Annotated in this window: 21 protein-coding genes, 16 tRNA genes and 2 pseudogenes; 9 read left to right on the top strand and 30 right to left on the bottom strand. The window is 70.6% G+C overall.

What is annotated here, in order from left to right; genetic code table 11:
* Positions 1–12: 12 nt before the first annotated feature.
* The 20 genes from AB0F52_RS14955 to AB0F52_RS14860 form a co-directional block, all read right to left on the bottom strand.
* Positions 13–105: transfer RNA gene (locus tag AB0F52_RS14955), tRNA-Ser, on the bottom strand.
* 30 nt (positions 106–135) lie between these two features.
* Positions 136–210: transfer RNA gene (locus tag AB0F52_RS14950), tRNA-Ile, on the bottom strand.
* A 10-nt stretch (positions 211–220) separates the two neighbouring features.
* Positions 221–311: transfer RNA gene (locus AB0F52_RS14945), tRNA-Ser, on the bottom strand.
* A 6-nt stretch (positions 312–317) separates the two neighbouring features.
* Positions 318–406, bottom strand: a tRNA-Leu gene (locus tag AB0F52_RS14940).
* A gap of 3 nt (positions 407–409) precedes the next feature.
* Positions 410–481: transfer RNA gene (locus AB0F52_RS14935), tRNA-Gln, on the bottom strand.
* Positions 482–502: 21 nt separating this feature from the next.
* Positions 503–574, bottom strand: a tRNA-Gln gene (locus AB0F52_RS14930).
* A gap of 5 nt (positions 575–579) precedes the next feature.
* Positions 580–653, bottom strand: a tRNA-Leu gene (locus tag AB0F52_RS14925).
* A gap of 34 nt (positions 654–687) precedes the next feature.
* Positions 688–763 (bottom strand) — tRNA-Thr (locus tag AB0F52_RS14920).
* Positions 764–776: 13 nt separating this feature from the next.
* Positions 777–850, bottom strand: a tRNA-Leu gene (locus AB0F52_RS14915).
* A gap of 210 nt (positions 851–1060) precedes the next feature.
* Positions 1061–1133: transfer RNA gene (locus AB0F52_RS14910), tRNA-Glu, on the bottom strand.
* Between the two features lie 38 nt (positions 1134–1171).
* Positions 1172–1248 (bottom strand) — tRNA-Pro (locus tag AB0F52_RS14905).
* 41 nt (positions 1249–1289) lie between these two features.
* Positions 1290–1362: transfer RNA gene (locus AB0F52_RS14900), tRNA-Asp, on the bottom strand.
* A gap of 37 nt (positions 1363–1399) precedes the next feature.
* A tRNA-Arg gene (locus AB0F52_RS14895) sits at positions 1400–1473 on the bottom strand.
* 14 nt (positions 1474–1487) lie between these two features.
* Positions 1488–1559, bottom strand: a tRNA-Glu gene (locus AB0F52_RS14890).
* Positions 1560–1588: 29 nt separating this feature from the next.
* Positions 1589–1661 (bottom strand) — tRNA-Gly (locus AB0F52_RS14885).
* Positions 1662–1774: 113 nt separating this feature from the next.
* Positions 1775–1857: transfer RNA gene (locus AB0F52_RS14880), tRNA-Tyr, on the bottom strand.
* 413 nt (positions 1858–2270) lie between these two features.
* Positions 2271–2744, bottom strand: coding sequence for a hypothetical protein (locus tag AB0F52_RS14875; RefSeq protein WP_360169940.1), 474 nt, complete (start codon positions 2742–2744; stop codon positions 2271–2273).
* Between the two features lie 189 nt (positions 2745–2933).
* Positions 2934–3539 (bottom strand): TetR family transcriptional regulator, encoded by a 606-nt coding sequence (locus AB0F52_RS14870; protein WP_360169938.1) that lies wholly within the window; start codon positions 3537–3539, stop codon positions 2934–2936.
* Positions 3540–3552: 13 nt separating this feature from the next.
* Positions 3553–4392, bottom strand: a complete 840-nt coding sequence (locus tag AB0F52_RS14865) for an NAD(P)-dependent oxidoreductase (RefSeq protein ID WP_360169935.1) — start codon at positions 4390–4392, stop codon at positions 3553–3555.
* Between the two features lie 35 nt (positions 4393–4427).
* Positions 4428–5135 carry an SDR family NAD(P)-dependent oxidoreductase gene (locus tag AB0F52_RS14860; protein WP_360169932.1) on the bottom strand — a complete coding sequence of 236 codons (708 nt, stop codon included), beginning with the start codon at positions 5133–5135 and terminating at the stop codon, positions 4428–4430.
* A 126-nt stretch (positions 5136–5261) separates the two neighbouring features.
* Here AB0F52_RS14860 and AB0F52_RS14855 point away from each other — a divergent pair, with 126 nt between their 5' ends.
* On the top strand, positions 5262–5588 hold the full coding sequence (locus AB0F52_RS14855) for a hypothetical protein (RefSeq protein ID WP_360169929.1): 327 nt from the start codon (positions 5262–5264) through the stop codon (positions 5586–5588).
* A 100-nt stretch (positions 5589–5688) separates the two neighbouring features.
* Here the strand turns inward: AB0F52_RS14855 and AB0F52_RS14850 are convergent, their stop codons facing one another.
* The 3 genes from AB0F52_RS14850 to AB0F52_RS14840 all read right to left on the bottom strand — a co-directional run bounded on the left by AB0F52_RS14850 (position 5689) and on the right by AB0F52_RS14840 (position 8931).
* Positions 5689–6261 (bottom strand): hypothetical protein, encoded by a 573-nt coding sequence (locus AB0F52_RS14850; RefSeq protein ID WP_360169926.1) that lies wholly within the window; start codon positions 6259–6261, stop codon positions 5689–5691.
* 95 nt (positions 6262–6356) lie between these two features.
* A complete protein-coding gene (locus tag AB0F52_RS14845; protein WP_360169923.1) occupies positions 6357–7280 on the bottom strand; it encodes a hypothetical protein in 924 nt (307 codons plus the stop codon).
* 685 nt (positions 7281–7965) lie between these two features.
* Positions 7966–8931: an SDR family NAD(P)-dependent oxidoreductase gene (locus AB0F52_RS14840; protein ID WP_360169920.1), complete on the bottom strand. Its 966-nt coding sequence runs from the start codon at positions 8929–8931 to the stop codon at positions 7966–7968.
* 62 nt (positions 8932–8993) lie between these two features.
* On the opposite strand from AB0F52_RS14840, the gene AB0F52_RS14835 reads away from it, so the two are divergent.
* Positions 8994–9554 carry a TetR/AcrR family transcriptional regulator gene (locus AB0F52_RS14835; RefSeq protein WP_360169917.1) on the top strand — a complete coding sequence of 187 codons (561 nt, stop codon included), beginning with the start codon at positions 8994–8996 and terminating at the stop codon, positions 9552–9554.
* Between the two features lie 347 nt (positions 9555–9901).
* Here the strand turns inward: AB0F52_RS14835 and AB0F52_RS14830 are convergent, their stop codons facing one another.
* Positions 9902–13048 carry a family 78 glycoside hydrolase catalytic domain gene (locus AB0F52_RS14830; RefSeq protein WP_360169914.1) on the bottom strand — a complete coding sequence of 1049 codons (3147 nt, stop codon included), beginning with the start codon at positions 13046–13048 and terminating at the stop codon, positions 9902–9904.
* 208 nt (positions 13049–13256) lie between these two features.
* Here AB0F52_RS14830 and AB0F52_RS14825 point away from each other — a divergent pair.
* Positions 13257–13349, top strand: a pseudogene (locus tag AB0F52_RS14825) (DNA-binding response regulator); the annotation flags it as partial.
* A gap of 260 nt (positions 13350–13609) precedes the next feature.
* On the opposite strand, the gene AB0F52_RS14820 reads toward AB0F52_RS14825, so the two are convergent.
* Complete coding sequence (locus AB0F52_RS14820) at positions 13610–14575, bottom strand: WYL domain-containing protein (protein ID WP_360169911.1); 966 nt, start codon at positions 14573–14575, stop codon at positions 13610–13612.
* A 98-nt stretch (positions 14576–14673) separates the two neighbouring features.
* On the opposite strand from AB0F52_RS14820, the gene AB0F52_RS14815 reads away from it, so the two are divergent.
* The gene (locus AB0F52_RS14815; protein ID WP_360169908.1) at positions 14674–15360 is read left to right on the top strand and encodes an alpha/beta hydrolase; all 687 of its coding nucleotides are present in this window, start codon (positions 14674–14676) and stop codon (positions 15358–15360) included.
* A gap of 239 nt (positions 15361–15599) precedes the next feature.
* Here the strand turns inward: AB0F52_RS14815 and AB0F52_RS14810 are convergent, their stop codons facing one another.
* Positions 15600–16160, bottom strand: coding sequence for a phosphoribosyltransferase family protein (locus AB0F52_RS14810; RefSeq protein WP_360169905.1), 561 nt, complete (start codon positions 16158–16160; stop codon positions 15600–15602).
* 116 nt (positions 16161–16276) lie between these two features.
* Between AB0F52_RS14810 and AB0F52_RS14805 the strand changes: the two are divergent.
* Both AB0F52_RS14805 and AB0F52_RS14800 read left to right on the top strand, forming a co-directional pair.
* Positions 16277–16617 (top strand): annotated as a pseudogene (locus AB0F52_RS14805) (NAD(P)-dependent oxidoreductase); the annotation flags it as partial.
* A 19-nt stretch (positions 16618–16636) separates the two neighbouring features.
* Positions 16637–17269, top strand: a complete 633-nt coding sequence (locus tag AB0F52_RS14800) for an SIMPL domain-containing protein (protein ID WP_360169902.1) — start codon at positions 16637–16639, stop codon at positions 17267–17269.
* 1314 nt (positions 17270–18583) lie between these two features.
* On the opposite strand, the gene AB0F52_RS14795 is transcribed toward AB0F52_RS14800, so the two are convergent.
* Genes AB0F52_RS14795 through sbnB form a run of 4 tightly spaced genes read right to left on the bottom strand, consistent with a single transcriptional unit; the run spans position 18584 to position 22715 of the window.
* Entirely contained in the window at positions 18584–18787 is a 204-nt protein-coding gene (locus tag AB0F52_RS14795; RefSeq protein ID WP_013226625.1) for an MbtH family NRPS accessory protein, read from the bottom strand.
* Positions 18788–18815: 28 nt separating this feature from the next.
* Positions 18816–20594: a non-ribosomal peptide synthetase gene (locus AB0F52_RS14790; RefSeq protein ID WP_360169899.1), complete on the bottom strand. Its 1779-nt coding sequence runs from the start codon at positions 20592–20594 to the stop codon at positions 18816–18818.
* 44 nt (positions 20595–20638) lie between these two features.
* Positions 20639–21634, bottom strand: coding sequence for a 2,3-diaminopropionate biosynthesis protein SbnA (gene sbnA, locus AB0F52_RS14785; RefSeq protein ID WP_360169896.1), 996 nt, complete (start codon positions 21632–21634; stop codon positions 20639–20641).
* Positions 21635–21668: 34 nt separating this feature from the next.
* Positions 21669–22715, bottom strand: a complete 1047-nt coding sequence (gene sbnB / locus AB0F52_RS14780) for a 2,3-diaminopropionate biosynthesis protein SbnB (RefSeq protein ID WP_360169893.1) — start codon at positions 22713–22715, stop codon at positions 21669–21671.
* Between the two features lie 185 nt (positions 22716–22900).
* Here sbnB and AB0F52_RS14775 point away from each other — a divergent pair, with 185 nt between their 5' ends.
* From AB0F52_RS14775 to AB0F52_RS14765, 3 genes are read left to right on the top strand one after another with little or no spacing between them, the layout of a single operon-like run.
* Positions 22901–23314, top strand: a complete 414-nt coding sequence (locus AB0F52_RS14775; RefSeq protein WP_360169890.1) for a cobalamin-dependent protein — start codon at positions 22901–22903, stop codon at positions 23312–23314.
* 2 nt (positions 23315–23316) lie between these two features.
* Entirely contained in the window at positions 23317–24711 is a 1395-nt protein-coding gene (locus AB0F52_RS14770) for a methylaspartate mutase (RefSeq protein ID WP_360169887.1), read from the top strand.
* A gap of 2 nt (positions 24712–24713) precedes the next feature.
* Positions 24714–25418 (top strand): amino acid racemase, encoded by a 705-nt coding sequence (locus AB0F52_RS14765; protein ID WP_360169884.1) that lies wholly within the window; start codon positions 24714–24716, stop codon positions 25416–25418.
* The last annotated feature ends 29 nt before the right edge of the window (positions 25419–25447 follow it).

The following is a 25447-nucleotide window of genomic DNA, read 5'->3' as shown; positions in this document are numbered from 1 at the left end:
CGGGCGGCGGTGTGGCGGAGGATGCAGGATTCGAACCTGCGCGGCGCTCGTCACGCCGACCACCGTTTTCGAGACGGCTGCCTTTCCGGGCTCGGCCAATCCTCCTTGCACCGCAACGGTCTTTCGTTGTCGTGGTGGTCGAGGTGCCAGGAGTTGAACCTGGTTCTTCGCGTCATCAGCGCGCTGCACAGACCGCCGTGCTCCACCTCGTTCTCGTGCGCGGAGGGCGCGCGATTCGAACGCGCGCCGGGACCTCGGCCCCGGACCGCGGGGTAGCAACCCGGTGCCTTACCTGGCTCGGCCAGCCCTCCAAGAATGTGCCCCGGCAGGAGTCGAACCTGCATGCCCGCCGACGCGGGTGCGTGGGTTTGAGCCGCGTGCGTCTGCCAGTTCCGCCACAGGGGCGTTGCTGCCCGTCGAGGGTTCGAACCTCGGTCTCCGCGTCCAGAGCGCGGTGTCCTGCCAGCTGGACCAACGGGCATCGGTCCGAGGGTGCTGGCTGCTCCCGGTCCAGGGATCGAACCTGGGCTCACGGATCCAAAGTCCGTCGTGCTGCCAGCTACACCAACCGGGAAAGCGTGCCCCCACCAGGATTTGAACCTGGACTGGCCGCGGCCTGAACGCGGTGCCTCTTCCAGTTGGGCTACAGGGGCGTCGCCGCCGTCCGGGCGAGCCGGGCGGCGGCGGTGGAGCCGCACCTGGGAGTCGAACCCAGTGCCTCCCGTTTACGAGACGGGTGCTCGGCCAGGTGAGCTCGTGCGGCGAGTCGGATCGCGTGCGGCTCCGGGGAGTCGAACCCCGACTGGACTGGTCCTCGGCCAGGTGCCTCTGCCGGTTGGGCTAGAGCCGCGAGACGGTGCGCCTGACACCCTCGAGATCGTGTGTGATGGCTCCCCAGGGACTCGATAACACCCGGGTCTTCACTCCGGTGCTCTGCGTGCTGGGCTGAAGAGCCGCGCGGAAAGGTGTCGTCGGAGCTGGATCACCGCGCCCGAAGGCGAAGCCCTCCACCCCGAGGGGACCGCCCCCGGGACCCGGCGGCGAGCCGGGCCCCCTCGCGTAGCGCGTACGGGACTCGAACCCGTGTCTCCCGGGCGAGAACCGGGGATCCGTGCCATCTGGACCAACGCGCCTTTCGGCCGGCCTCGAGCGAGCCGCTCGGATGGGGCCGTGGTCGGATGCCCGCGAGTCGAACGCGGTGACTCCTGATCCCAAATCAGGTGGGGTCGCCAGTGCCCCTCGCACCCGGTGCGGTCGCACGAGGGCCGTGGCCGTCGTGCTGATCGATGCGCTCACGACGGGACTCGAACCCGCGATCGCCGCATGGACAGTGCGGTGCCCTTGCCGCTGGGCCACGTGAGCATCTGGGGCCGGCGTGCCCGTAGAGCACGCCGGCCAGTACCCCTGCCAGGACTTGAACCTGGCACCTCCGCGTTCGTAGCGCGGCGCTCTGTCCAGCTGAGCTACAGGGGCAAATTCTTGGTGCGTAGCCGATCCGGGTATCGATCCCGGTCCTTCGCCTTGAAAGGGCGGTGACCTAGCCAGCAGTCCCATCGGCCTTGACCGGCATCGCGCTGCCGGGGTTGCGAGCGGCCGGAGGGCATCGAACCCTCTGCTTCGGTTTGGAAGACCGACGTGTCCGCCGAGTTCACCACGACCGCAGAACGCCCCCGGCCGCGAGGGCTGTGAGCGTTGGTGCCCCCAGCTGGACTCGAACCTGCGCGCGTCGGCTTAGGAGGCTGCTGCTCTGTCTGCTGAGCTACGGGGGCGTGGGTGGTGGAGGAGGGAGTCGAACCCCCTGTGCCGCTCGGGCGTCCGGTTTACAGCCGGGTGGGGCTCCGCTGCCCCGTCTCCACCGGATGGGTCCGGCCGTCGGTGGACGGCCGGACCCGGTGCTCGCCCTGGCCGCGTGCGAGGCGGCGATGACGAACATTGGGAAATGTCTGCTCCGCTGTGTAGATGTCAAAGATCTGCGCCACCCGAAAGGAATAGGGCAGCGTCAAGCACCGGCGGAGACCGCCGCACTACCGCAGCTCGCCGATAGGAGAGAATTGTTTTCGAGTACACGAAACAGAGAAAGCCGCCCGGATCGGTTTCCCGATGGGCGGCTCCCTTGACATGACGAGTCCTACGTCATGGTGGGGAGCCTACGCCGCTCAGAAGGTTCTGTTCCTGCCGAGAGAAGGGCTTCCGGTGGTCGTTCGACGGGCACGCGACAGCGATCGCGGCGGCCGGATACTGGCGCTGCGTCCCTCGCTCCCACACGTTCGTCATGACCACTCCTTCGTTGCTGATGTGCTTCCATCATCGCCCAGACAGGCGTTCGACGTCAATCCTATTATTAGAAGAAGTATCCCGCCGCATCTTGCTCCCGGAGGGGACACATTTTCAGAGCGATCGGCGCTGTATCGGCGTTGCGGATCCGGCCGCTGCGGCCCGCCAGCCGGACACCGGGCGACGACGGTGGTGTCATCGCCCGGCGGTTCGCGTTTCAGTAGCCGGCGGTCCTGGTCGTCGTCGGCCGCGACGAACCCGGCCACCATCGCGTGGGAGATCGCACCAAGGCCGACCTGACCGCTGCCGTCAACGCTGAGATCCGGGTCGCCGCCGACGTCGCGGCAGTCCTCAAGGACCGCCCCCACGCTGGCGGCGGCCAGCGATCGCGGCGGCCCCAGCCCCGACGCGGGCCAGGGCGCGCGGGGCGGCGTCTCGGTCGCGGACCAGATCAGCGAGGCCGAGCGCAAGGGCGACAACCCGCGAGGCGCTGCGGCTCAAGACTCAGCAGTTGCTCGCGCAGAAGGCCCCGCGCCGAGTCGTGCTCGTGGTGTTCGGCGTTGTAGCCGAACAGGAGAAGCATCGTGCCCGGCATCAACAGGCCGGCCCCCGGCACGCAGACCTCCTCGAGCTTCCAGGGCAGCGAGGACAAGCACCGGTCATTGTGGCTGGACGACGCTGCGTACGGCGGCGAGGAGTGCGGTCCGATGCCGGCCGAGGCGGTCGGCGGAGAGGGGTTCGTCGCCGGCCGCGGCTTGGAGTGCCTGGGGTGCGCTCAGCCAGCTTTCGGTCATCCGCAGGACGATCGCGAACAGATCCGCCGCCGGGATGTCGGCGCGCAGCCGTCCTTCGCGCTGGGCGGTGGTGACCGCGTCGAGGCGCCGGCGGTAGCTGGCCGTCTCCGCGTCGGTGGGTTCGGCGCGTTCGAACGCGCGCCAGACGGCGATCCGCCGGGTCGCCGGGTTGGCCAGGACGTAGTCGAAGCGGGTCGCGGCGAACGCGACCAGGTCGCCGTCGTCGAGCGGAACGGCCTTGAGCATGGCCTGTGCCTGGTCGTCCACGACGGCGTCGAAGAGGCGGTCCTTGTCACCGAAGTAGACGTAGATCAGGCGCTTGTTCGCGCCCGCGCGGTCGGCGATGCGGTCGATCCGGGCGCCGGCGAGTCCGTACTCGGCGAACTCCTCGGTGGCGGCGTGGAGCAGCAGCGCCTTGGTGGCCGCGGCGTCGCGGGGGCGCGGCTTGCGCTCGGTGGTCGGCTCGGACATGCGGTTCACCCTTTCAGACGCCGACGATCGCGGTCAGCTCGTCCAGCTGCTTCGCGCCGGCGACGGCGCGTTCGATGACGGCGTGCGCCGCCTCGCCGAGGGAACCGACGGCACCGCTGAACAACTCCATGTCGGTGAGCTCCAGTGGCTGCAGGTGGTGGACGTTCCCGGAAGTGATCGAGGGACCGATCGCCTGCAGGGCGAAGCTGCTCGCGGACCCGGCTCGCAGCACGTCCAGCAGCGGGTGGATCGGCAGCTTCAGGGCCTGGGCCAGGCGCAGCACCTCGACGACGTTGCGGTGGTTCATCATCATCAAGGCGTTGTTGAACAGCTTGCCGTACTGGCCCGAGCCCGCGGGGCCGACATGGACGACCTCCTTGGAGAAGGTTCGGAAGACCGGTGTCAGGCGCTCGACGACCGGCGCTTCGCCGCCGACGATCGTGGTGAGCTGCCGGGCGAGCGCGACGGCGTGGCCGCCGCTGACCGGGGCGTCCACCACGTCGACGCCGTAGGGCTCGGAGAGCCGGGCCAGCTCGCGCGCCGCTTGGGGCAGGCCGGTGCCGTGGTTGACCACGACCGTGCCGGGGCGCATGTTCGCGAGGAGGCCGCCCTCGACGGCGACCTGCAGGTTGTCGGCATCTTCGCGGAGGCACAGCCCGACGACGTCGCTGGCGGCGGCCAGCTCGGCGATGCTCGGATGGGGCGTGAACGCGTCGCCGTCGAGGGCGGTCAGCGATCCGGGGCGCCGCGCCCAGACGTGGAGCGGGTAGCCGCCGTCGGAGATGGCCTGGGCGATCGGGGCGCCCTGGTCGCCCAGGCCGATGAAACCGACCGTGGGCATTGCGTCAGGCATGACCGGGTTTCCTTTCGCGCTCGGTACGGGCCGGGTTACCAGGCCACCGGGCCGGTGGCGTCGAACAGCTCGCCGGTGGGCCCGTCCGGGCTGACCTGCGCCAGGCGGACGATGACCTGCGCGCCCTGCTCGACGGTCTGGGTGCCGGCGTGGTGGTTCAGGTCGGTGGCGGTGAAACCCGGGTCGGCGGCGTTGATCCGGATGCCGGGGAACGCCTTCGCGTACTGCGCCGTGATCATGTTGACCGCAGCCTTCGAGGCCGGGTACTCCACCGCCGGGTAGAAGTGCGACGGGTTCCGCGGGTCGACGACATCGCGCGTCAGCGACAGGCCGCTGCTGACGTTGACCACGACCGGAGCGGCCGAGCGCGCCAGCACCGGCAGGAACGCGTGGAGCGTCCGGACCTGGCCGAAGACGTTGGTCTCGAACACGCTGCGCATGCTGTCGGCGGTCACGTCGGCGACCGGGATGAAGCCACCGTCGGCCGTGCGCGGCTCGATACCGGCGTTGTTGACCAGGACGTCCAGGCCGCCGTCAGCCTCGATGGCCTTGGCCGCGGCCGTGACGGAGGCGTCGTCGGTCACGTCGATCAGGACAAAGTGCGCGCCGAGGGCGTCGGCGGCGGCTTGGCCGCGCTGGGCGTCGCGGGCCCCGGCGTACACGGTGTGCCCGGCGGCGATCAGCTGCCGAGCCGTCTCGTAGCCGAGTCCCTTGTTCGCGCCGGTGATCAGGATGGTGGCCATGGTGACTCTCCCGTCGAGCTTGTAACTAACCGGATATATACATCGTGCGCCCGGCCGAGGCGTAAGTCAATGGTTAGTTACAAGTGACCTCGAGCACCTACGCCTGGCCAGGGCAATAAGGTCAGCGTGCTCGCCCTCGCCCGGCACCTCGAGCCTCGAAGCAGACCTGAGGGAGCCCGCGACGTCGCGCACCAGTTGACGTTTGTGGGCATCGCCGAGCACCCATACGGCCTCGCAGCTCCATCAGCTCCGCGCAACCTGTCACTGACCGGACGGCGGCACGGAAAGTCCGCCGTCGTGGTCATCCGCGACTACAGCGTCCACATCGGACACGACACCATCAACGTCGAGATCCTGTGGGGATACGTCCAGACTCCACCGCCGCAGGCCGTGCTGCAGCAGTTCGACCGGGTCCTGACCGACCTGACCACCGAACTCGCCGAAGCACTATGAGCCAGCTGACAAAGTCCGAGCGACGTCTCCGTCATCCAGGGCCTGCGATCCTCAGCCGTAGGCGAGTTTTCGTGCGCAGGTCTTCCTCCTCGGGGTCGTCTCACGTGCGGAACTGCGAGGTGTCCGGTGGCGGCCAGTAGGAGCACCAGGTTCCGGTGTGTACGTTTTCGCGCAGATGTTCGCCGAGGTCGCGGTCGAGCGTGGTGATGTTCGCCAGGGCGCGTCGGATGGTCTTGCCGACCGCGATGCGCGCGCGTTCACCACGATCGGCGAAGTCGCGGACTTGGCCGCCGATCCCGGTCACGGCGGACAGCTCGTCGAGAAGCCAGTCGTACTCGACCTGCAGCCGGGCTGTCCCTACGTGGTCGTTGCGGGCTTGGTGCTCGCCGATCTCGGCGGTGAGCCGAGCGATCCGCAGGCGGTACTGGCTGAGGGCCGTGTGGTCCAGGACGGGCTGGCCACGACCGGTGGGGGTGCCTTCGCCGCGACTGTGGAGTGTGCCGGCGAGGTCGAGTGCGTGGATCTCGGCGCCAGGGTTGTTCAGCAGCACGGTAAGACGCCGCATCCCGACGCTGTTCCTGACGCGGACGCTGCGGCGACGCCAGTCGATGCGCCAGTTGAGGCCGTGTCGCACGCAGGTGATCGCCGCGGGCGGTGCCGGTGCTTGGGTCATGGTGCCCACTGTCGCGGACCCCGTCGATGGTCCGTCGACAGACCGTCGATGGTGTCGCCGTGGCGGGCCGGCGACACCACACGGCGAACAGACCCTCAGTGCAGGATCGGATGGCTCCACGTGGTGTTGTTGGACCAGCGGATGAACCCGTTCGGATCGACCGTGCCCAGGAAGGTGCCGCCGGCGGTGAAACTGACCTCGATCGTCGACGCGTTGCGCGCGAATCCGACGCCGACCTGAGTACCGTTGTCCAAGGTCACCCGGACGTAGCCGCCGGTGTTGGTGACGCGTCGGAACGATATGCCGTCCGTCCACGACCCGTTGATGTCGTGCACCAGCTGCCCGGTGAACACCCTGCGCCACACCGAACCGTTCGACCACTGGAGGACGTCGCCGCCGAGGATCGTGCCGGTGAACCTGCCGGCGTCCGGGAAGGTGACGAAGAAGGTGGTCGCGCTGGTCACCTTTCCAAAGGCGGTGGGGCGGTTCGCGAACGACATGTTCACCACGAGGTTGTCGCCGCCCACACCGCCCTGGATGATGGACGGCATCGCCGACCCGTTGTCGGTCCAGTTCCCGGTGAGGCTGGTGGCGTTCGGCGCGACGGCGGTGCCTGCCTCAGCCGCTCCCACGCCGACCGTGGTGAGCACGGTCGCCAGCGCGCCCACCAACAACACTCTGAGTAACTTCATGATCTGCCTCTCCTCAAGTGGAGGGTGGTCTGTCGACCACTCGTACCTGAGGCGTTCCAGAGTGTTCCACCCGCGAGCATGACGTCGATGAGCAGCGCGGGTGCGCTGGGTGAGCCGGTTGCGTGCCGAGTTGCTCGCGCGGGCGGGCGCGCTCGTCGCGGCCGAAGTCCTCGCCGGGGGCGGCCATCCGCTACCGAACGGGATGGGCTGATCAAACGACACGAGAGCCTTTCGCGGGGCCACGGCGTCGAGGAAGGGCTCGCGGCACCGGTGCACGACCCGCTGTGGCTGCTCGCCTGGCAGTGGCAGTCCGGCGAGTTCCGGCACGAGAACGCCCGCGTTGCCCGCCGGGGAGGACGTGGCGACCCGGGTCCACCGCCCGACCAGTGGCAGCCGGGTTCGGCGCCGGCCTGGTCCCCCAAGATCCGGCCGCGGTGCCGCTGGAGCGGCTGGTCGAGGACGAGGGCGCCGCCGGCCCCGTCACCACGGCTGCGGCCGGAAGGCGGCCTGCAGTGGCGGCGACTGCTGTCCGCCGCCGGCGGACCTCGCTGCATTCACCGGCAGGTAACCGTTCCCGACCAGGCCACGAACGACTGGTTCGTCGTGCCGATGCGGCTGCCCGTGGCAGAACCTCAGCCGGATCGCCCGCTTCGAGGTGCACGACGTGTTCGGCGGCACCACGGCGCTCGAGCCCGTGGCCGTCGACGGCTGGAACCTCTTCGGTCTCACCGCGGCCGCGCAGCCGCTCGTGCCGGGCCAAGAACGACCCACCAGCCCATGGTTCTTCGTCGCGCCCTCGCGGCCGGCCGCGCTGGAGAGCGAGCCCGACGATGAGGGACATCCTCCCGGAAGCTCACGCCCCCCGGCCACAGCCGAACCTCGCTGTGGCGGAGTGCGGCGCGAGCGTCCTCGTCGTTCTCGCCGGTGCAGATGGAGGCGGAGCACCGAAGCGCTCGCGCAGGATGCGCAACAGCGCCGTCGTGGTGTCCCAGCTTCCCAGCGGCCGTGTCGCTCACGGGCCGCAGCTGCGAGCCAGTTCGGCGGAGACGTCCCAGAGACGCTCCGCGGCGGCGTGGTCGAGCGCCCATTCCTTCACACCGTGCGGGTGGTCGGCGAGGGTCGCATCGTCAGGCACGGTGTACGCCTCCTGCGCGTCGTCGAGGTAGTGCCCGCCCGTCCGGGCGAACTGCGGCGCGACGGCGGCGACGATGCTGGTCGCGGCGCCCTGCTCGAGGGTCTTGTAGGTGAAGGTGCCGGCGGCTTCGGCCGCGTCGAGGGATTTCTTCTGCGCCGGGGTGAAGTTCCGTTGCAGCCCAGTCGCGATTCCGCCGGGGTTGACGGCGTTGGCGAAGATGCCGTCGGCGACCCAGCGGCGGGTCGCTTCGACGGCGAACAGCGAGTTCGCGGTCTTCGACTGGGCGTACGCGAGCTGGGGGTCGTAGGTCCGGCGCGTGAAGTGCAGGTCGTCGAAGTCGACGCCTGAGCGCATGTGCGCGGTCGAGCTGACCGAGACGATGCGCGCTTCGCCGCGATCCGCAGCCCCACGTGCGAGCGCGTCGTGCAGGCCGGTGGCCAGCGCGAAGTGGCCGAGGTGGTTCGTCGCGAACTGCAGCTCCCACCCTTCTGGTGTCCGCTCCAGGCCTCCGGTGACGATGCCGGCGTTGGCGACGAGCAGGTGCAACGGGCCGTCCCAGCCGTCGACGAAACGCCGGACGGCCGCTTGATCGGCAAGGTCGAGAGCCGAGACGCGAGTCGTGCCGGTGAGCGCGTTGGCGACGGCGCGGCCGGCCGCCGTGTTCCGGACGGCGAGGGTCACCTCGGCACCGGCGGCCGCGAGCGCGCGGGCCGTTTCGACACCGATGCCCGAGGACGCCCCGGTCACGATCGCGCGGACCCCGGAGAGGTCGATGCCGTCGAGCACCTCGTCCGCGGTACTCGAGGCGGAGAACGGGGTGGTGATGAGTTCGCGTGTGCTCATGCCGCCACTATACGTACTAGACGACTATTGTATAGCCAGCCTGAGAGACGTAGGATCGACGCATGGTCGCCCCCGAGACGTCGAACGTCGGCACCGCGAGTCGTCGGGACGCGGTGCTCGAATCGGCGCTGCTCACCTTCGCCCGCCACGGCTACCGCAAAACCTCCATGGAGGAGCTGGCACGCGCAGCCCGGATCTCCCGGCCGGGCCTGTACTTCTTGTTCGAGTCGAAGGAAACACTGTTCCGGGCCGCGTTCACCCGGGCGCTGGAACAGGACCTCGGCGCGGCCGAGCTGCTCCTCGCCGCCACCGACCGGCCGCTGCGCGAGCGCCTGGTCGACGCGTTCGACCGCTGGGCCGGCCGCTACGTCGGGCCACTGGGCCAGGACGTCACAAGCGTCATCGAGCAAAACCCGGACTTGCTCGGCGAGATCGTCGAGACCGCCCCGGTCCGCTTCACGGAGCTGGTCACGGACGCGATCGCCGAATCGTCGGAGCGGGCGTCCGCGATCCGGGTCGCTCAAACGCTGATCAGCGTGTCGATCGGGCTGAAGCACCAGGTCGAGACGCGTGAGGCGTACCTCGAACGACTCGCGACCGCGGTCGGCCTCCTCATCGAGTGACGAACCCTGCTCACTACCGGACGCCATGTCACGCCTCTGAGCTCGCGCGACTGCTCGTCAACGCAGTTTTGCCGCGTTTGGCGCCGAGACGTAAGGCACCTCGTAGAGTTTCCATCCACAAGTGCCCCAAGCCCGTCGAAGACCGCGACGCACGCGGGCGGCCGGGACGCGGCCCTGAGGATCGAGGCCAGCGCGGCGGGCCGACGATGACGTTCCCGAACTTCTCCGCCGCCTCGGCCATCCGGGCCGGCGAGGTCCGCTGTCGTGGACGTGATGCGGTAGGCGTGCGGGATGTTCTTGGGCCAGCAGGGCGGTGAGCAGGATCCGCTTCACGAGGTTCTCCTGGGTCAGGCGCAGTGGCGGGCGGTGAACTTCGATGTCCCGGACGCGACCGGGATCTGTTTCCCCGTGGGCAGGGTGACCATGGCGGTCGTGTTGCCGGGCACCGTGACGGTGAGGTCGAACCGGCAGCCGGTCTGCGTCCATTCCGACGCCACCACCCCGCGGACCGTGTCGATCGACGCGGCGACGTGCCCGAGCCCGGCAGGCACCCGCGGGGCGATCGCGATCGACGCGTACCCCGGCGCCGCCGGCGTGATCCCGGCGAACTGCGTGTAGAACGCCGCGTTGATCCCGGCGAACATCGCGTGGTCGTGGGTCTCCATCCCGGACTCGTACGTCCACTGCTCCCACGGCGTCGTCGCGCCGCGGCCGATCTCGTACCCGAAGCCCGGGTAGGTCCGCTGCCGGAGCACCGTCAGCGCGACGTCGATCCGGCCGGCCGCCGCGAGCGCTTCGGGCAGGTATCGGGTGCCGAAGATCCCCGTGTCGAGGTGCCCGCCGTCCTTGGTGAGGATCGTGTCGGCGAGCTTCGCGCCCACGGCGGCGACTTTGTCCGGCGGCACGATGCCGAACGCCAGCGGGAGGATGCTCGTCGTCTGCCGGCCGTCGCCGTAGGTGGCACCGTCGAGGAAGTGCGCGTTGAACGCGGCGGCGATCGCGGCCGCCAGGTCCGCGAAATGCGCCGCGTCGCCAGGGTTCCCCAAGGCCCGCGCCGCCTTCGCGACGTCTTCGGCTTGCCGGTACGACAGCGCGGTGTTGACCAGTGAGCGCTCGCTGAAGCACGCTCCCGCGGACGGGTTTCCCTGGCCCCCGTTCGCGTTCGGGCTCCGGTCGGGCGGGCACCAGTCGCCGAACCCGCGGTCCTCCGGCCAGATGAACCCCGGGTAGGCGGCGGCGTTGGTGTCCACGAACGCCTTCATCTTCGGGTAAGCCGCCGCCAGCCGCGAAAGGTCGCCGTACTGCTCGTAGAGCGACCAGGCCAGGTCGACCGAGCCACCGCCCATGTCCGGCAGCTGGGCGTTGCCGTCGTCGCTGGGCAACGCCGTCCCGGGCGGCAGGTCGAGCAGGTACTTGCCGTAGAAGCCGTCCATGCCGAAGTCGAGCACGGACGCGTCGTGGTAGGCCTGCACGTCCATGCCCGGCGGCGTCCGCTCGTCGCGGACCGGGTTGTCGGTGGGCAGGCTCATCGAGTTGTTCAGCACCGCGCGCCGGTTGTTCGCCCAGATCGCGTTCAGCAGCGGATCGGACGTCTCGACGTGCCCGGTGGCGGCGACGTCGGCGTGCAGGACCCGCCCGGCGACGCTGCCGAGGTCCGGCGTCCCCGGGTAGCCGGTGAGCTCGAGGTAACGGAAGCCGTGGTAGGTGAACCGGGGCTCGTAAACCTGGGCACCCGGCGCCGCGCCGAGCGTGTAGGAGTCGGTCGACGCGGCGTCGCGGTTGGTTGTGGTGTCGAGCGTGCCGTCGGCTTTGAGTTCTTCCGCGGTGCGCATCCGCACGGTCGTCCCGGCCGGCCCGGCGACACGCAGCTGCGCCCAGCCCGCGAAGTTCTCCCCGAAGTCGTAGACGTACACCCCTGGCCGAGGCTGCTTCACCGACACCGCGCGCAGGGTCTGCACCACGCGGATCGGCGGCGCGGTGGCGGCGGTCAGGGTGGCACTGGGCGCCGGGGCCGTGCGCACCGGGTGCCAGGCTGCGTCGTCGAAGCCGGGCCGGTCCCAGCCGTCCCGCGCGAGGCGGGCGTCGTAGCTTTCGCCCGCGTAGAGGTCGTTGGCCGTCACCGGGCCGTCGGACCACCGCCAGGATTCGTCAGTGGTGATCGTCCGACGGGTCCCGTCGGCGAAGGTGACGACCAGGGCCACGATTCCCTGCTTCGGCCCGGTCCAACGGAAGCCGTACTGGCTGAAGCGTGGGCCGTACCCGTTGCCCAGCCACAGTCCCGCGGCGTTCCGTCCGATGTGGACCTGGTTGGTCACGTCGAAGGAGTCGTAGAGATTTCTTTGGTCGTACGGCGTGCTCCCCGGGGCCAGCACCCGGTCGCCGACCTTGCCGCCGTTGAGGTGCAGCTCGTAGAAACCGAGCCCGTACACATACGCCCGCGCGCTCGCGACGGGCCTGTCCAGGACGAACTCGTGGCGCAGCAACGGCGCGTCCGGCGACTGGGCGAGCAGGAGCGGATCGCCCTGGGGTTCGAGCCGGCCGTCGGTGACCGTGGCCCCGGGGAACCGGGCGTCCGGGCCGGCCGAGAAGTCGTCGGAGAACAGCGGCGTGCCGTCGAGACCGTGCACGGCCAGGTTGTCGTAGGCCGCGGCTTCGGGCGTGCCCTGGCTGACCGAAGTCCGGAACCCGATAGTGCCCGCGCGCACCGCGTCGACCGTCCGTGAGTCCACTTCGGTCCCGTCGATCAGCGTGACGACGCTGCTCCCCCGCGCTTCGATCCGCAGGTGGTGCGAGGCGTTCACCGTCTGCGGAGTGATGACCGCGCTGAGGTCGGTCTCCCCGAGGAGCGCGAACGAGCCGTGGCTCTTCACGTGCGGACGCAGCAGCACCTTGCCCGGCGCCTCGGCGGCGTTCACCTGCCACATCAGGAAATCGTCGGGGCCGGCGGCCCGGAAGACCGCGCTCGCGGCCGCGGCCTTGATGGTGAAGTCGACGTCCAAGACGAAGTCCTGCCAGACGTAGGCACCGCCGGTGTCCGGCGTGATCCACTCGGCACCGGCCCAGTCGGCCGGTCGCGCGGGCCCGCTCTCCCACCACGCCGGATCGGCCTCGGCCGGCCAGCCGCCGCGGGCGCCCCACACTTCGACGGTCCAGTAGTTCCGTTTCCCGACGTCGGCGGCGGGTCCCCGGTAGGGCACCGCGACGGAGTCCGCGCTCGCGATCCGGCCGCTGTCCCAGACGTCGGCCCGGTGTTCGGCGAGCAGCCGGGGACTGCTCGCGACGAGGATCCGGTACGCCGTCTGCCGGTCTCCGGAGCGCAGCTTCCAGCTCAACGTCGGCGCACTGCCCGCGGCGAGCGGATTGACAACGTTGTCCACCCGCAGATCGAAGGCCTGGACGGAAGAGGGGGCCGCATTCACCGCGGACGTCAGCGGAGCCGTCAACAGCACCGTGAAGAAGAAGGTGAGCACCACGCGGGCGCGATGACGGGACATGGCCACTCCACTCGCCAGTCGACTTCGTTGTCCGATTCGGGGTGGAACCCATCTGTCTTGAAACGTTTCAAACATCCTAGCAACCCTCCCCTGGCTCGCCAAGACTGCCAACGAGACAAGAAAGGGACGAAACGGACGGTCCGCGGTCGACGGCAAGAGATGTCGTGGGCGGAGACCCATTGCCGCCTCGCCCGAACACGACATGGCGCTGGACGACATCATCACCGCCGTCCGCGTGGTCGCCGCGGGCAACGCCCTGATCGCACCGACCACCACCCGCCGGCTCATCGAAGAATTCGCCGCGCGCCCCCATCCCCGTGACAGCCGGATCTTCGATGTTCCCTCGGTCTCCATTCCAACATTCGCACATGCCGCTGATCGAGCGTTGCGACGTCCTCACATGCCGATGAGCGGTAACGGCTGATGCCGTGCCGGTGGAGAGGTCACCGCCGGAGCCGCCGTTCGGCAGCGCGTGTCCGGCCCTGCCTTGCCGATCACGCCGCGTACCGACGAGATCGACGTGACCTCGGGCGGAAATCACCTGAATCCGCGCGGGCGCGGCTATCCGTCCTGCGGCGTCAAGGCTGCGGCGAAGCGCGTCGCGACCGCCGCAACCGCGGCGCGCAGCTCGTCTCCACCCTGGACACGGAAGACGAACGGCACCGTCGCCAGCCACTCCTGCGCGTACATCGCCGGATTGCTGGTGCTCCCGACGAGCACGCAGCCGTCCTCCGACGGGTGAAGCCGTCCCATCGGAGGCCGGACCCAGGGCGCCACCTCGGTCAGCGGAGCGTCGAACACGACGCGGGTGGGGAACTCCCACCCCGTGCCCAGGTTCTCCTCCAGCGCCGCGACCGGGTCGAGATCCTCGGGTGGCTCGAACTCGTGCGCGGTCTGCCCGACCGCGCGAACCCGGTCGACCCGATAGGTGCGGATCGCGTCCGCGCGATGGGAATGGCACAACAAGTACCAGCGCCCGTGGCGGACCACGACCGCCCACGGGTCCACTTCGGCCTCCCACGCGTTGCCGGCCTCGCTGCGGTAGGTGATCAGCACCCGGCGCCTGGCAGCGACGGCGGCGACGAGTGCGCTGGTGGTGGCGGGATCCGGGCGGGCCGAGTGCCGGTCCGGCGCGGCCTTGGCGTGCTCGCGCAGCACAGCTGCCTGCCGTCCGACGTTCTCGGGCAGCGCCTGGATGACCTTGCCGAGGGCAGCGCCGACCGGGTCGTCGGCTTCGGTGGCAGCCGGCTGACCGTCGAGCACCGCCATGACCAGGCCCAACGCCTCGGCCTGGGTGAACACGATCGGCGGCAGCCTCGTTCCGCGCCGGAGCCGGTACCCGCCGTGCGGACCCCGGGCCGACTCGACCTGGATGCCTGCCTCCCGGAGGATCCCGACGTAGCGGCGGGCGGCGCGCTCCGTGACACCCAGTCTTTCGGCGAGCTGGTCGGCCGTCGCACCGGGGCGCGCCTGGAGGATCTCCAGGGCACGCAGTGCCCGGGCGGTGGGGCTGAGATCACTCGGCACACCGGCAGGCTAGGCGACCGCACCATTGAACCGGAAGCGGATTGTCCGGAATTGGCTCTAGCGTGACACCCGACCGCACGGGAGAAAGAGACTTGATCATGGACATCCTGCTCATCGCCGGCCTGTGGCTCGACGGATCCGCCTGGGCCGACGTTGCGGCCGCGCTCCGCTCGCGCGGGCATCGCCCCGAGCCGCTGACCCTGCCCGGCCAGGGTGACGGAGCCGCCTCCGCCACGCTCGACGACCAGGTGGCGGCCGTGCTCGCCGCCGTGGACGCAGCCTCCGGCAAGCCCGTGGTGGTCGGTCACTCGGCCGCGGCCACCCTGGCCTGGCTGGCCGCGGACGCGCGTCCGGACAAGATCTCCAAGGTGGTCCTCGTCGGCGGCTTCCCGACCGCCGACGGGAAGCCTTACGCCGACTTCTTCCAGCTGCGGGACGGCGTCATGCCCTTCCCCGGCTGGGCCCCGTTCGACGGGCCCGACTCGGCCGACCTGGACGAGCAGGCCAGACGCGCCTTCGCCGCCGCCGCGATCCCCGTTCCCCAGGGCGTGGCCACCGGCATCGTGCGGCTGACCGACAAGCGACGCTTCGACGTACCGGTCCTGGTGGTGTGCCCCGAATTCACCCCCGCACAGGCCAAGGAGTGGATCAGCGCCGGCGATATACCCGAGCTCGCGCAGGTCAAGCACCTCGACCTCGTCGACCTCGACTCCGGCCACTGGCCCATGCACACGAAGCCGGCCGAGCTCGCCCGACTGTTGGCGGCGGCGGCTGATACGGCCTGACCGGGCACTGCGGCCGGGCGGCGAGTTGACGAGAAGGGAGTCAAGCGGGTCGTCCACGATCCGGACCGCGGCCGGAAAGGGATCAGCCACCGTGCGGTCAAGCAGAACCGGGTCCGGACCGATCGAGCTCATGCCGCGCTCGTGCTCACTGCCCGAGAAATGCTCGATCGTAGAAGAACATTCGCGCATGCCGCATGTCGGTAGTTGATATGGCCGAGGCGCCGCCGGCCACTCACGGGTCAGAGCTCCCGGACGTGCAGCAGTGACCGGACGTTCAGTTGTCGTCGGACCTGATTGCTGCTCAGCGCATCGACCACCGTCGCAGCACCGAGCCAGGTGGCCCCGGCATCCTGGGTCAGCAGGTGGGCACCACAGGCCTGCCCGCCGGTCTCTATCCAGTCGTCGACGAACAGCACTCGATCGCCGCCGTTGACCAAGCTCTTGCGGAAACCGAGAGTGAGGTGACGGTCTCGATAGTCCGGTGGCGTGGTTCGCTGCAACCAGACGTCACTGTCGCTCGACCCCACGCGGTCCTTGCGAACCTCGACGAACCCGACGTCGAAGCTCAGAGCGACCAGGGGCCCCAAGAGACAGCCCCGAGATTCCGGCCCGAGGACGACCGTGGGTCGCTCGCCCGCGAACAGCTGCGCCAGCGCGGGACCGAGGCACTTGAGCAGATCGGGTCGACGCCACCAACCTGTGACGTCGGCATAGCGATGCTGGTCCGTGCGATCGCCCCGCCAGGTGAGCGCGCCACGAAGCCCGGACTTCACCTCTTCCAGCCGCCCGTCCACAGACACCGGCCCATGATCGTATCGACGGCTTCTGCAAGCAATCGGGTTTACCTCACCTGCCGAACGTGTCCGCTTTCTCGGACCGGTGACCGCGGTCGGCTCCGTCGGTCGCTGCCCACGCGTTCTACGGCGTGAGCAAGGCCGCGACCGAAGTGCTGGACAGCCTGCACTACTCACGGTTCGGCGTCGACGTCATCGTGATCCGGATCGGCTCGCGCTTCGAGACGCCGCTGAAGCCGGGGCCGCGCCGTCGCCCGGCTACCAGCTGTTCCGGGGCGTCTCCGACAACAGCCGCCGCATCCATTCGCTGATCGAGGTGGAGGCGTCGGGCCACATGTCACTGCACAACGCCGCGGTCTTCGCAGAGCAGATGACCGGTATGCCTGCACCGACCGGTGCGGTGGCCGAGTACGTGGACGGCGGTTTCTGCACTTCTCTGCCGGGCGAGTTCAACCCGCTCTGATTCCTGGTTGACTTGGCTCATGCAGATGATCGAACGCCCGTGGGGCGTGACGGTACACGGTGCCGCGAGCGTCAAGGCGGCCCCGGACCTGGTGCGGGCGCGGTTCAAGGTCGTGTGCCTGGAGCAGAAGCCGTTGGACGCCTTCGAGTCCGCGGGGCTGGCCGTGCACGAGATCCGCTCGACGCTCCGGCGACACGACGTCCCGGACGCCGCGGTCGAGAGCTCGCGGATCGAACTCGGCGGCAAATGGGAGTACGGCCAGCAGCGGAAGTTTCTGGGCTATGAGAGTTCGGCCTCGTTCGTCGTGGAGTCGGCGGCGCTGGACGATCTGCCGTCGTTGCTGACCGACCTGGTCTCCGCCGGCGCGAACGAGATCGAGGGCGTTGACTTCGACGTCCGGGACAAACCGGCTCTCCGTGCCCGGGCCCGGCGCGAAGCGGTCGCGGCGGCCAAGGCGAAGGCCGAGCTCTATGCCGAGGCGGCAGGTGTCCGGCTGGGCGCGGTAGTGCACATCGATGATGTCAACCCGGACGAGCGGCAGCAGTACCGCGGGCACGGGGCTGGGGGCGCCGCAACGGCAGAAGACCTGGCCCCGGGGCACGTGGTGGTGTCGGCGGCTGTGGTGCTCGGGTTCGGCATCGTGCCAGCGTAAGGATGACTCGGGGTCATGACGGGCGATGTGGTGTCGGGCCTGCCGCCGGGAGAGCCGTCGTTCGCCGGCTGCGGCGAGGATCTGTCCCGGCATTCGCTCGACCGCGAACACCCTCTTCTGCCGCCGGTCGGGGGTTGCCGATGGATGCTCACGCCGACATGGGATCACGGGTGAGTCCGCGAGATGTGCCAAATTCCTGTGCGGTCGCGGTGTACCGGTCGATGGCACCGGCGGTGCCGGCGCCGAACCAGTGGACGAACTCCTCATGGATGACACGGAGCAGGGCAAGTTCGGAGGTTGCCTCAGGAAGGCGCAGGGCAATCGTCTCGGCTTCCAGTATCCGGGCTACCCCTTCCTGGCCACCACCGGTGAGCCGGGCGCGCCCCTCGATGAGTGGCTGGCTTCCCGACTTGGATAGCGATCCGCAAGGCCGGAACGGGCATTGAGAGGCGTGATGCCGCCCGAATGTCGCTAATGGATCTTGTTCGTGGCACCCAATCCGGGCCGCTGGCTGCGCCGGCGTGGACTGGCGGCTCCACCTGTGCCCGACTGCGCGTCAGATCTCGCAGTCGAGCAAGATCTACTGGCGAACATGACGATCCGTTGGCAACGGACAGCTTGAATTCGTCCCTGCGTGTACCTGCCGCCTCCCTCCGAGCATCGGGCGCCTCATTGCCCGCGGTGCAGGCGTCGCCACTGGGCCCGCTCTTGTGGCACAAATCATTCCGATTGCGTCGCGCGCGTCACCGTCTGCAGTCTCGTCAGTCGCCCGTCCGGACTCGTACCAAAGCAACCACAACTATTCGTTCGACAGTTCAGGCAGCCACTGCGTGCTGCAGGCCGAGCACCTGCCGCAGCAAGCCCGACGATCAAGATGGCACCCGACCTCGTCCACACCCGGTTCGGCGATGGTGCGAGGGCACAGCGGGCCCGATGCTTTTGAAGGGCCCACCACCAGTCGAAGTTGGTGCAACACGCGAGGCCGGCGCCACACCCTCAGTCGACGCGGTCCGGATCGCGTCTTCCGCCGAGCATTGGCGGGTTTCGGTGTGGGAGGCGCAGGAGCTGCAGCACTCGATCATGGGGTGCCTGCCCGGGTATGCGACGCCGCGGATCGTGTGTGACGTGCCTTATGTGGGGAAGCGGTGGGTGCGCACACGCCCCCTCGGCCCTCTCGGCCGTTTGAGCTGGTCAGAACCGGCGGGCACCGGTTGCACCCGGTCGCCGTACGGCCCGGCAACGGGCCGGAACGGAGTCGAGGTGGGGGCGGGTCCGCCGCCGAGCGGAAAACCCGCCCCGCACAGGAATCCGGGGTCAGTGCGCCGCGGCCATGCGCTCGCGCAAGCTGCGCGGCCGCATGTCGGTCCACACCGCGTCGATGTGGGCGAGGCAGTCCTCCTGCGGTCCGGTCGTGCCCTCCGCGTGCCAGCCGGTGGGCAGGTCGCGGTCCGCGGGCCAGATCGAGTACTGCTCCTCGTCGTTGACGACGACCTGGAACGTGCCGGTGTTCTCGAACATCGTGGGTGCCCTTTCGGTTTCGGAAAACTCAGTGGACTTCGGCCAGGTCGGCCAGGAGGAGCTGCTCGATCCGTGCGGCCGTGTCCTGCACGGTCGGGTATTCGAAGATCAGCTTGATCGGCAGGTTCAGTTCGTAGGCCTGCCGCAGCCGGCTGAGCACCCGCACCGCCAGCAGCGAATGGCCGCCGGCGTCCAGGAAGTCGCGGTCGATGCTGACGCGGTCCAGGCCGAGCACCGCGCACCAGATCGCCGCGACCGTCTCCTCGGTGGTCGTCCGGGGCGCCAGGAACGCCGCCGACTCCTCCTCCGGTGTGGTGGGGGCCACCGCCGTCAGCGCGTTGCGGTCGACCTTCCCGCTGGCCAGCAACGGCAACGCGGCCACGAAGGTGATCGTGCTGGGAATCGCGTAAGAAGTGAGGTGCTCGCCGAGGTAGGCCCGCAGGTCGGCGCCGGTCGTCTTCGGTTCGGCCACCACGTACGCGGCCAGCTGCTTGCCGCCCGCGATCGCGGGGACCGCCACCACGGCCGCCCCCAGCACGGCCGGGTGGGCCACCAGCGCGGCCTCGACCTCGCCCAGCTCGACGCGGACACCGCGGATCTTCACCTGGTTGTCGACGCGGCCGAGGAACGTGATCGACCCGTCGGCGCGGCGGACGGCGCGGTCACCGGTGCGGTAGACGCGCCGGCCGCCGGGAGCCGGCACGAACGCCAGCGCGGTGCGGCGCGGGTCGCCGAGGTAGCCGCGGGCCAGCCCTTCGCCGCCGATGCACAGCTCGCCGATCTCCCCGGCCGGGACCTCGTCGAGCCGCGCATCGCGGACACGCACCTCGCACGCGGTCATGTCGGTGCCGATCGGCACGCTCTCGTCGGCGGACAGGCCGTCCTCGATCGTCACCCGGTGGTAGGTCGAGTCGATCGACGCCTCGGTCACCCCCCACGTGTTGTCCAGCTCGACGGTGTCGCCGAAGCGGGCCGAGAAGCGCCGGGCGGTGATCGGGCGCAGGGCTTCGCCGCTGCTCAACGCCGACCGCAGCGACGTCAGGCCCGCCATGTCGTCGTCAGTGAGCGCGTCCAGGAACAGGTCCAGCACGCTCGGCACGAACTGCAGGTGCACCACCCGGTACTTGACGGCGGCGTCGATGATGGCCCGCGGATCGCGGTGCGCGCCCGGCTCCAGCACGGCCACCCGGCCGCCGTGCATCAGCGGCCAGAACAGTTCCACGGCCGCGTCGTCGAAGGTGAGCGTGGTCTTGTGCAGGACGGTTTCGCCCGGCCGCAGGTCGTGGCGGTCCTGCATCCAGCGCATCCGGTTGATCCAGCCGGTGTGCGGGCACCCGACGCCCTTCGGCCGGCCGGTCGAACCGGACGTGCAGTAGACGGCCGCGAGGTTGTCCCCGCCGGTCGCCGCGGACACGGGCACCGGGGAGCCGGTGGCCGCGACGAGCACGGGCTGCTGCCCCAGCGACACCATCCGGTCCACACAGGACGGCTGGGTCAGGGTGATCCGGGCCCCCGCGATGTCGAGGGTGTCGGCCACGCGCTGGTCCGGGGAGTCGGGCTCGACCGGCACGTAGGCGCCGCCGGCCCGCAGCACGGCGAGGACGCCGACGACCATCTCCACCGCCCGGTCCATCACGACGCCGACGCGCACCTCGGGGCCGACGCCGAGCGCCTTGAGGCGGGCCGCGGTGGCGTTGGCCAGCTCGTCCAGTTCGCGGTAGGTCAGGGCCCGCCGCGCGTCGACGACGGCCTGCGCGTCCGGCGTGCGGGCCGCCTGCGCGGCGATCAGCCGGTCCAATGTGGTCATGGTTTCTCCTTCGATCCCAAGCGATCGGTCGGCGCGGCCACCGCTCACCCGACCGCGGTCATCGGCTCGGGGCGGCGGGTGCCTGCCCCCGGTTCGAGCACATCCGGGCCGTAGCCGGCCCGCAGCCATTCGTCGTCGTAGACGGTTTGCAGGTAGCGTTCGCCGAGGTCGGGCGAGATGGCGACGGCCGTGCCCCGCCGCGGCGAGCCGGCCAGCCAGGCCAGGGCCCCGGCCACCACGGTGCCGGTGGAACCGCCGAGCAGGAACCCCTGCCGGGCCAGCGCCCGGCAGGTCCGCGCGGTTTCGGCTTCGTCCACCAGCACCACGTCGTCCACATAGGACCGATCGAGCAACGGCGGCCGGAACCCCATGCCCAGGCCGGGGATCAGCCGCCGCCCGGGCGGTCCGCCGAAGCTGACCGAGCCATGGGTGTCGACCGCGATGATCAGCGCGTTGCTGCCGGTGTCACGCAGGTAGCGCGCGCAGCCCATCAGGGTGCCGGTCGTGCCCGCGCCGACGAACAGCAGCTCGAGCTCCGGGAACCGGTGCAGGATGGCCGGGGCGGTGCGCCGGTAGTGCGCCGTCCAGTTCGCCGGGTTGGCGTACTGGTTGGTCCACACGCAACGCTCGTCCGCCGCGAGCAGCTCGCGGATCAGCGCCACCCGCGCGGCGACCAGGCCGCCGGTGGGGTGCGGGGTGGTGACGACGTGGACGGTGGCGCCGAGCGCGCGCATCAGCGCGACGGTGGTGGGGTTGCACCGGCTGTCGGTGACGCAGACGAACCCGAGGCCGCGGTTGGCCGCGACCGCGCTCAACGCGACGCCGAGGTTGCCCGACGAGGACTCGACCAGGATCGAGTCCGGCCGCAGCACCCCGCTGCGCTGCGCCCGGTCGACCATCTCGGCCGCGACCTTCAGCTTGACCGAGCCGCCGAAGTTGAAGCCCTCGCACTTGAGGTGCAGGCCCGGGTGGAACGTGGGGCCGAGGTCGATGAAGAGATCGTCCTCCACGTACTGGTGTGGTCCGGTGATGACCGGCATGACTGGTCGAACCTCCCGTCCGGTGCGCGGCCGCTCAGCCGTGCCTGCGCAGTTCGTGGAAGAACCCGTCGACGGTGATCGCTCCGGCGTCCCGCGCGCGGCCGTGGACGAGCTTGGCCACCGCCAGGTCGAGCACGCCGAGCCCGAAGGGGGAGAACACGATGGTGCCGGTCGCGGGCGGGACGAGGGCGCCGGTGAGTACGTCGTACAACGTGCCCGCCAGGAAGTTCCGGTTGCCCGTCTCCTGCTCGGTGAGGTGGACCGACGTGGCGGCCCGCAGGCAGTGGTCGGCGTCGTCGACGAAGTTGGCCGCCGCCCGGATCACCGACGGCGCCAGGTCGCGCAGCGAGACGTGCAGCACCACCGGGTGGTGGTCGAACCACTCCGGCGCGTCGATGTGCGGGGTGGCGGCCACCGTGGCGAAGACGATCAGGTCGCTGCCGCGCACGAGGCTCTCGGCATCCGGGTGCACCTCGGCGGGCACCCCGTCGCGCTCGATGCGGTCGCGCAGCCCGCCGGCGTGCTCGGCCGACAGGTCGTGGATGCCGATCCGCTCGAACTCCCAGCCGTCCGCCCGCAGGTACTCGTAGACGTAGCGGCTGATCAGCCCGGCCCCGACGATGCCGAGCCGGCGCGGGGCGGACCGGCCCGCGGTGAGGGTGCGCGCGGCGAGCGCCGCGGACGCCGCGGTGCGGGCGGCGCTGATGATCGAGGCCTCCAGGCACGCGGTCGGGTACCCGGTGCGCTGGTCGTTGAGGATCATCACCGCGGAGGCACGCGGCAGCCCGCCGGCGATGTTCTCGGGGAAGCTGGAGATCCACTTGATCCCGTCCACCCCGATCGCGCCGCCCGCCGAGGCGGGCAGCGCGATGATGCGCGAGGCCGGCCGCTCCGGGAACCGCAGGAAGTAGGACGGCGGGTTGACCGTCGCCCCCGCGCCGTGGGTGCGGTAGGCCTCCTCGACGACGTCGATCACCTCGCGTCGTGCCCCGTCGAGCACCTGGTGCACCACGGCACCGGGCACCACGGTGAACGACGGCGCCGTCTGGGCCGCGTCCAGGTCCGTCACAGCGATGGTCATCTGCAGCTCCGTCTTCTCGGCTCGGTCGATGCCAGCGATGACACCGGCGGCCGCCTTCGAGCCGCCTTCACCGCGCCATCACCGCACGGCGGGGCGCCACCGGTCCGGTGAAGGCGCGGCGATACCGGCGAGGAGTCCGCTGTGCCGAGCCAATCCACGCGAACCGGCACGACGGAAGGACCTGCATGGCCCCGCAAAGACTCGTGATCCTCGGGGTCGCGGAGAGCGACGCCCACGCCGTGGCCAACCGGCTGATCGCCATGCACCTCAGCCAAGCCGGCTTCGAGGTGGTCAACCTCGGCACGTGCACACCGCTGGCGGACTTCGCCGCGGCGCTGCGCCGGCACCCCGCCGCGGAAGCGGTGCTGATCGGCAGCCTGAACGGGCACGCGCACGCCGACTTGCGGGACTTGCCCGTGTTGCGCGCCGAAGGCGAACTGCGGTGCCCGGTGATCGTCGGCGGCAACCTCGCCGTCGGCGTCGACCGGTCCGCCGACGCCCGGCGCCGGCTGCTGGAGCTCGGCGTCGACCGCGTCCTGACCGACGCGGCCGAGCTGATCCCCCTGCTGGACTCGCTGCGGCCGAAGGTGGCGGTGTAGCCGTGTCCGCTCCCACCACCGCCGCGTTCCCGATGACCGTGAGCCCGGCGACCGCGGCCGCGCTGCCGCCGTGGCCGGAGGTCGTGTCATGGCTGAGCGCGCCGCAGCGCCGCCATGCGGTCGACGTGCTGCGGGCGGCCCGGCGGCCGTTCGTGCAGCCGCGTTGCGGCGTCGGCGACCACGCCCGGATGCTGGCGTCGCTGCGCACCCTGGACCAGGCCGGCCCCGGCCTGTTGTCGGTGACCATCGACTCGCACACGCGGCTGGGCCACTTCGGCACCGCCGCCCGGGTGCTGCGGGAACGCCCCGCCGACCTCAACGGCTACCCGCTGCTCGCCCACGGGTGGGAACGCGGCCGGGAGCTCACCGCCGCGGTCGGGGTGCCCCTGGAGGTCCGGCACGGCTCCCCCGAGGCCCGCGACCTGTTCGCGTGCACCCTGGCGTCCGGGATCACCTCGTTCGAAGGCGGCGGCATCGGCTACAACCTGCCGTACTGCAAGGACGTCCCGCTGCGGGACTCGCTCGAGTCGTGGCGCGAGGTCGACACCGCCTGCGGTGAACTCGCCGCCGCGGGGGTGGTCGTCGACCGGGAGCTCTTCGGCACCTTGACCGGTGTGCTGATGCCCCCGTCGATCAGCCTGGCGTGCGCGTTCGCCGAAGCGCGGCTCGCCGCCGACGCCGGGGTCCGCTGCCTGTCGATCGCCTACCCGCAGAGCGGCGAGGTCTACCAGGACACCGCGGCGCTGCGGGCCATCCCGGCGCTGGCCCGGCGGTACCTGCCCGCGCACGTCGAGGTCCACCCGGTGCTGCACGAGTTCATGGGCGTCTTCCCGCGGTGCCCGGGCTGCGCCCGGTCGCTGATCCTGCTGGGCGCGCTGACCGCCCGGCTCGGCGGTGCGGCGAAGGTGATCAACAAGACCGTCCACGAGGCCAGCGGCATCCCGAGCGCGGAGGTCAACGCCGACGGGATCCGGTGCGCGCAACTGGGTCTGTCGCCGCTGCTGGACTTCGTCGAGCTCGACGAGGGCCTGCTCGCCGAGGAGTGCGGCTGGCTCCGGCGCGAGGTCACGGAACTGCTCGACCCGGTGCTCGACGCGGCGGATCCGTTGCCCCGCATCGTTTCCGCGTTCGCCCGCGGCACGCTCGACGTGCCGTTCAGCGCGAGCGTGCACGCGAAGTCCGTGGTCGTGCCCGGCCGCGATGCCCGCGGCGCGATCCGCTACCGCGACTTCGGCGCGCTGCCCTTCTCCCCCGCCGTGCGCCGGCACAACGACGGCTGCGCGCGCCGCCCGCGGCCCGCCGGCGACCTGCTCACCACGTTGTCCGCGGACATCAACCACTTCGCGGCCGGCCGTTCCTGCGAACGCTGCGCCGCGACCCCGACCGGGAGGAGCTGATCATGCTGGGAGTGCTCGGCGGCATGGGTCCCGCCGCCACCGTCGATTTCCTGGACAAGCTCGTCCGGGCGACCGAGGCCGAGCGGGACCAGGACCACGTGCCGGTGGTCGTCTGGAACGACCCGCGGGTGCCCGACCGCACCGACGCGCTGTGCCACGGCGGGCCCGACCCGACCCCGGCGCTGATCACCGGCGCGAGCGCGCTGCTGGCCATGGGCGCCTCGGTGCTGGTGGCCATCTGCAACACCGCGCACCTGTTCCTGCCGGAGGTCACCGCGGTCACCGGGGCGCGCTTCCTCAGCATGGTCGAAGCGACGGTGGCCGAGGTGACCGGGCTGCTGCCGCCGGGCGTGCCCGTCGGGCTGCTCGCCGGCACCGCGGCGGCGCAGAGCGACCTCTACGCCGCACCGTTCGCCGGGGCCGGGCGGCCGTTGCTCGTCCCGGCGCCACCGGACCAGGAAGAAGTGATGGCCGTGATCCGGGCGGTCAAGGCGGGTGACGTGTCCGAGCGGACCGCCGGCCGGCTGCGCGCCGTCACCACCGAGCTCCGCGCGGCCGGGGCGGGCGCGGTGATCGCCGGCTGCACCGAGCTGCCGATCGTCTTCGCCGCCGACCCGCGTCCCGTGGTGCCGGTGATCGACCCGACGGCGGTGCTCGCCGCCGCCGCCGCACAGCTGTTCCGCCCGGTCCGCCTCGCCGTCGCCTGACCGGCCACCCGCACCCCCTCCACCTGGGA

This window comes from Amycolatopsis sp. NPDC024027, assembly GCF_040638975.1.
Lineage (GTDB): Bacteria > Actinomycetota > Actinomycetes > Mycobacteriales > Pseudonocardiaceae > Amycolatopsis.
This window is presented reverse-complemented; position numbering and strand designations above follow the sequence as displayed.

Coding starts and splice junctions, on each gene's coding strand:
- AB0F52_RS14835 (WP_360169917.1), top strand. CDS start 8,994: ATGGTCGCCCCCGAGACGTCGAACGTCGGCACCGCGAGTCGTCGGGAC.
- AB0F52_RS14865 (WP_360169935.1), bottom strand. CDS start 4,392: ATGCCTGACGCAATGCCCACGGTCGGTTTCATCGGCCTGGGCGACCAG.
- AB0F52_RS14850 (WP_360169926.1), bottom strand. CDS start 6,261: ATGACCCAAGCACCGGCACCGCCCGCGGCGATCACCTGCGTGCGACAC.
- AB0F52_RS14860 (WP_360169932.1), bottom strand. CDS start 5,135: ATGGCCACCATCCTGATCACCGGCGCGAACAAGGGACTCGGCTACGAG.
- AB0F52_RS14790 (WP_360169899.1), bottom strand. CDS start 20,594: ATGACCACATTGGACCGGCTGATCGCCGCGCAGGCGGCCCGCACGCCG.
- AB0F52_RS14765 (WP_360169884.1), top strand. CDS start 24,714: ATGCTGGGAGTGCTCGGCGGCATGGGTCCCGCCGCCACCGTCGATTTC.
- AB0F52_RS14775 (WP_360169890.1), top strand. CDS start 22,901: ATGGCCCCGCAAAGACTCGTGATCCTCGGGGTCGCGGAGAGCGACGCC.
- AB0F52_RS14830 (WP_360169914.1), bottom strand. CDS start 13,048: ATGTCCCGTCATCGCGCCCGCGTGGTGCTCACCTTCTTCTTCACGGTG.
- AB0F52_RS14800 (WP_360169902.1), top strand. CDS start 16,637: ATGCAGATGATCGAACGCCCGTGGGGCGTGACGGTACACGGTGCCGCG.
- AB0F52_RS14870 (WP_360169938.1), bottom strand. CDS start 3,539: ATGTCCGAGCCGACCACCGAGCGCAAGCCGCGCCCCCGCGACGCCGCG.
- AB0F52_RS14840 (WP_360169920.1), bottom strand. CDS start 8,931: ATGAGCACACGCGAACTCATCACCACCCCGTTCTCCGCCTCGAGTACC.
- sbnA (WP_360169896.1), bottom strand. CDS start 21,634: ATGCCGGTCATCACCGGACCACACCAGTACGTGGAGGACGATCTCTTC.
- AB0F52_RS14795 (WP_013226625.1), bottom strand. CDS start 18,787: ATGTTCGAGAACACCGGCACGTTCCAGGTCGTCGTCAACGACGAGGAG.
- AB0F52_RS14815 (WP_360169908.1), top strand. CDS start 14,674: ATGGACATCCTGCTCATCGCCGGCCTGTGGCTCGACGGATCCGCCTGG.
- sbnB (WP_360169893.1), bottom strand. CDS start 22,715: ATGACCATCGCTGTGACGGACCTGGACGCGGCCCAGACGGCGCCGTCG.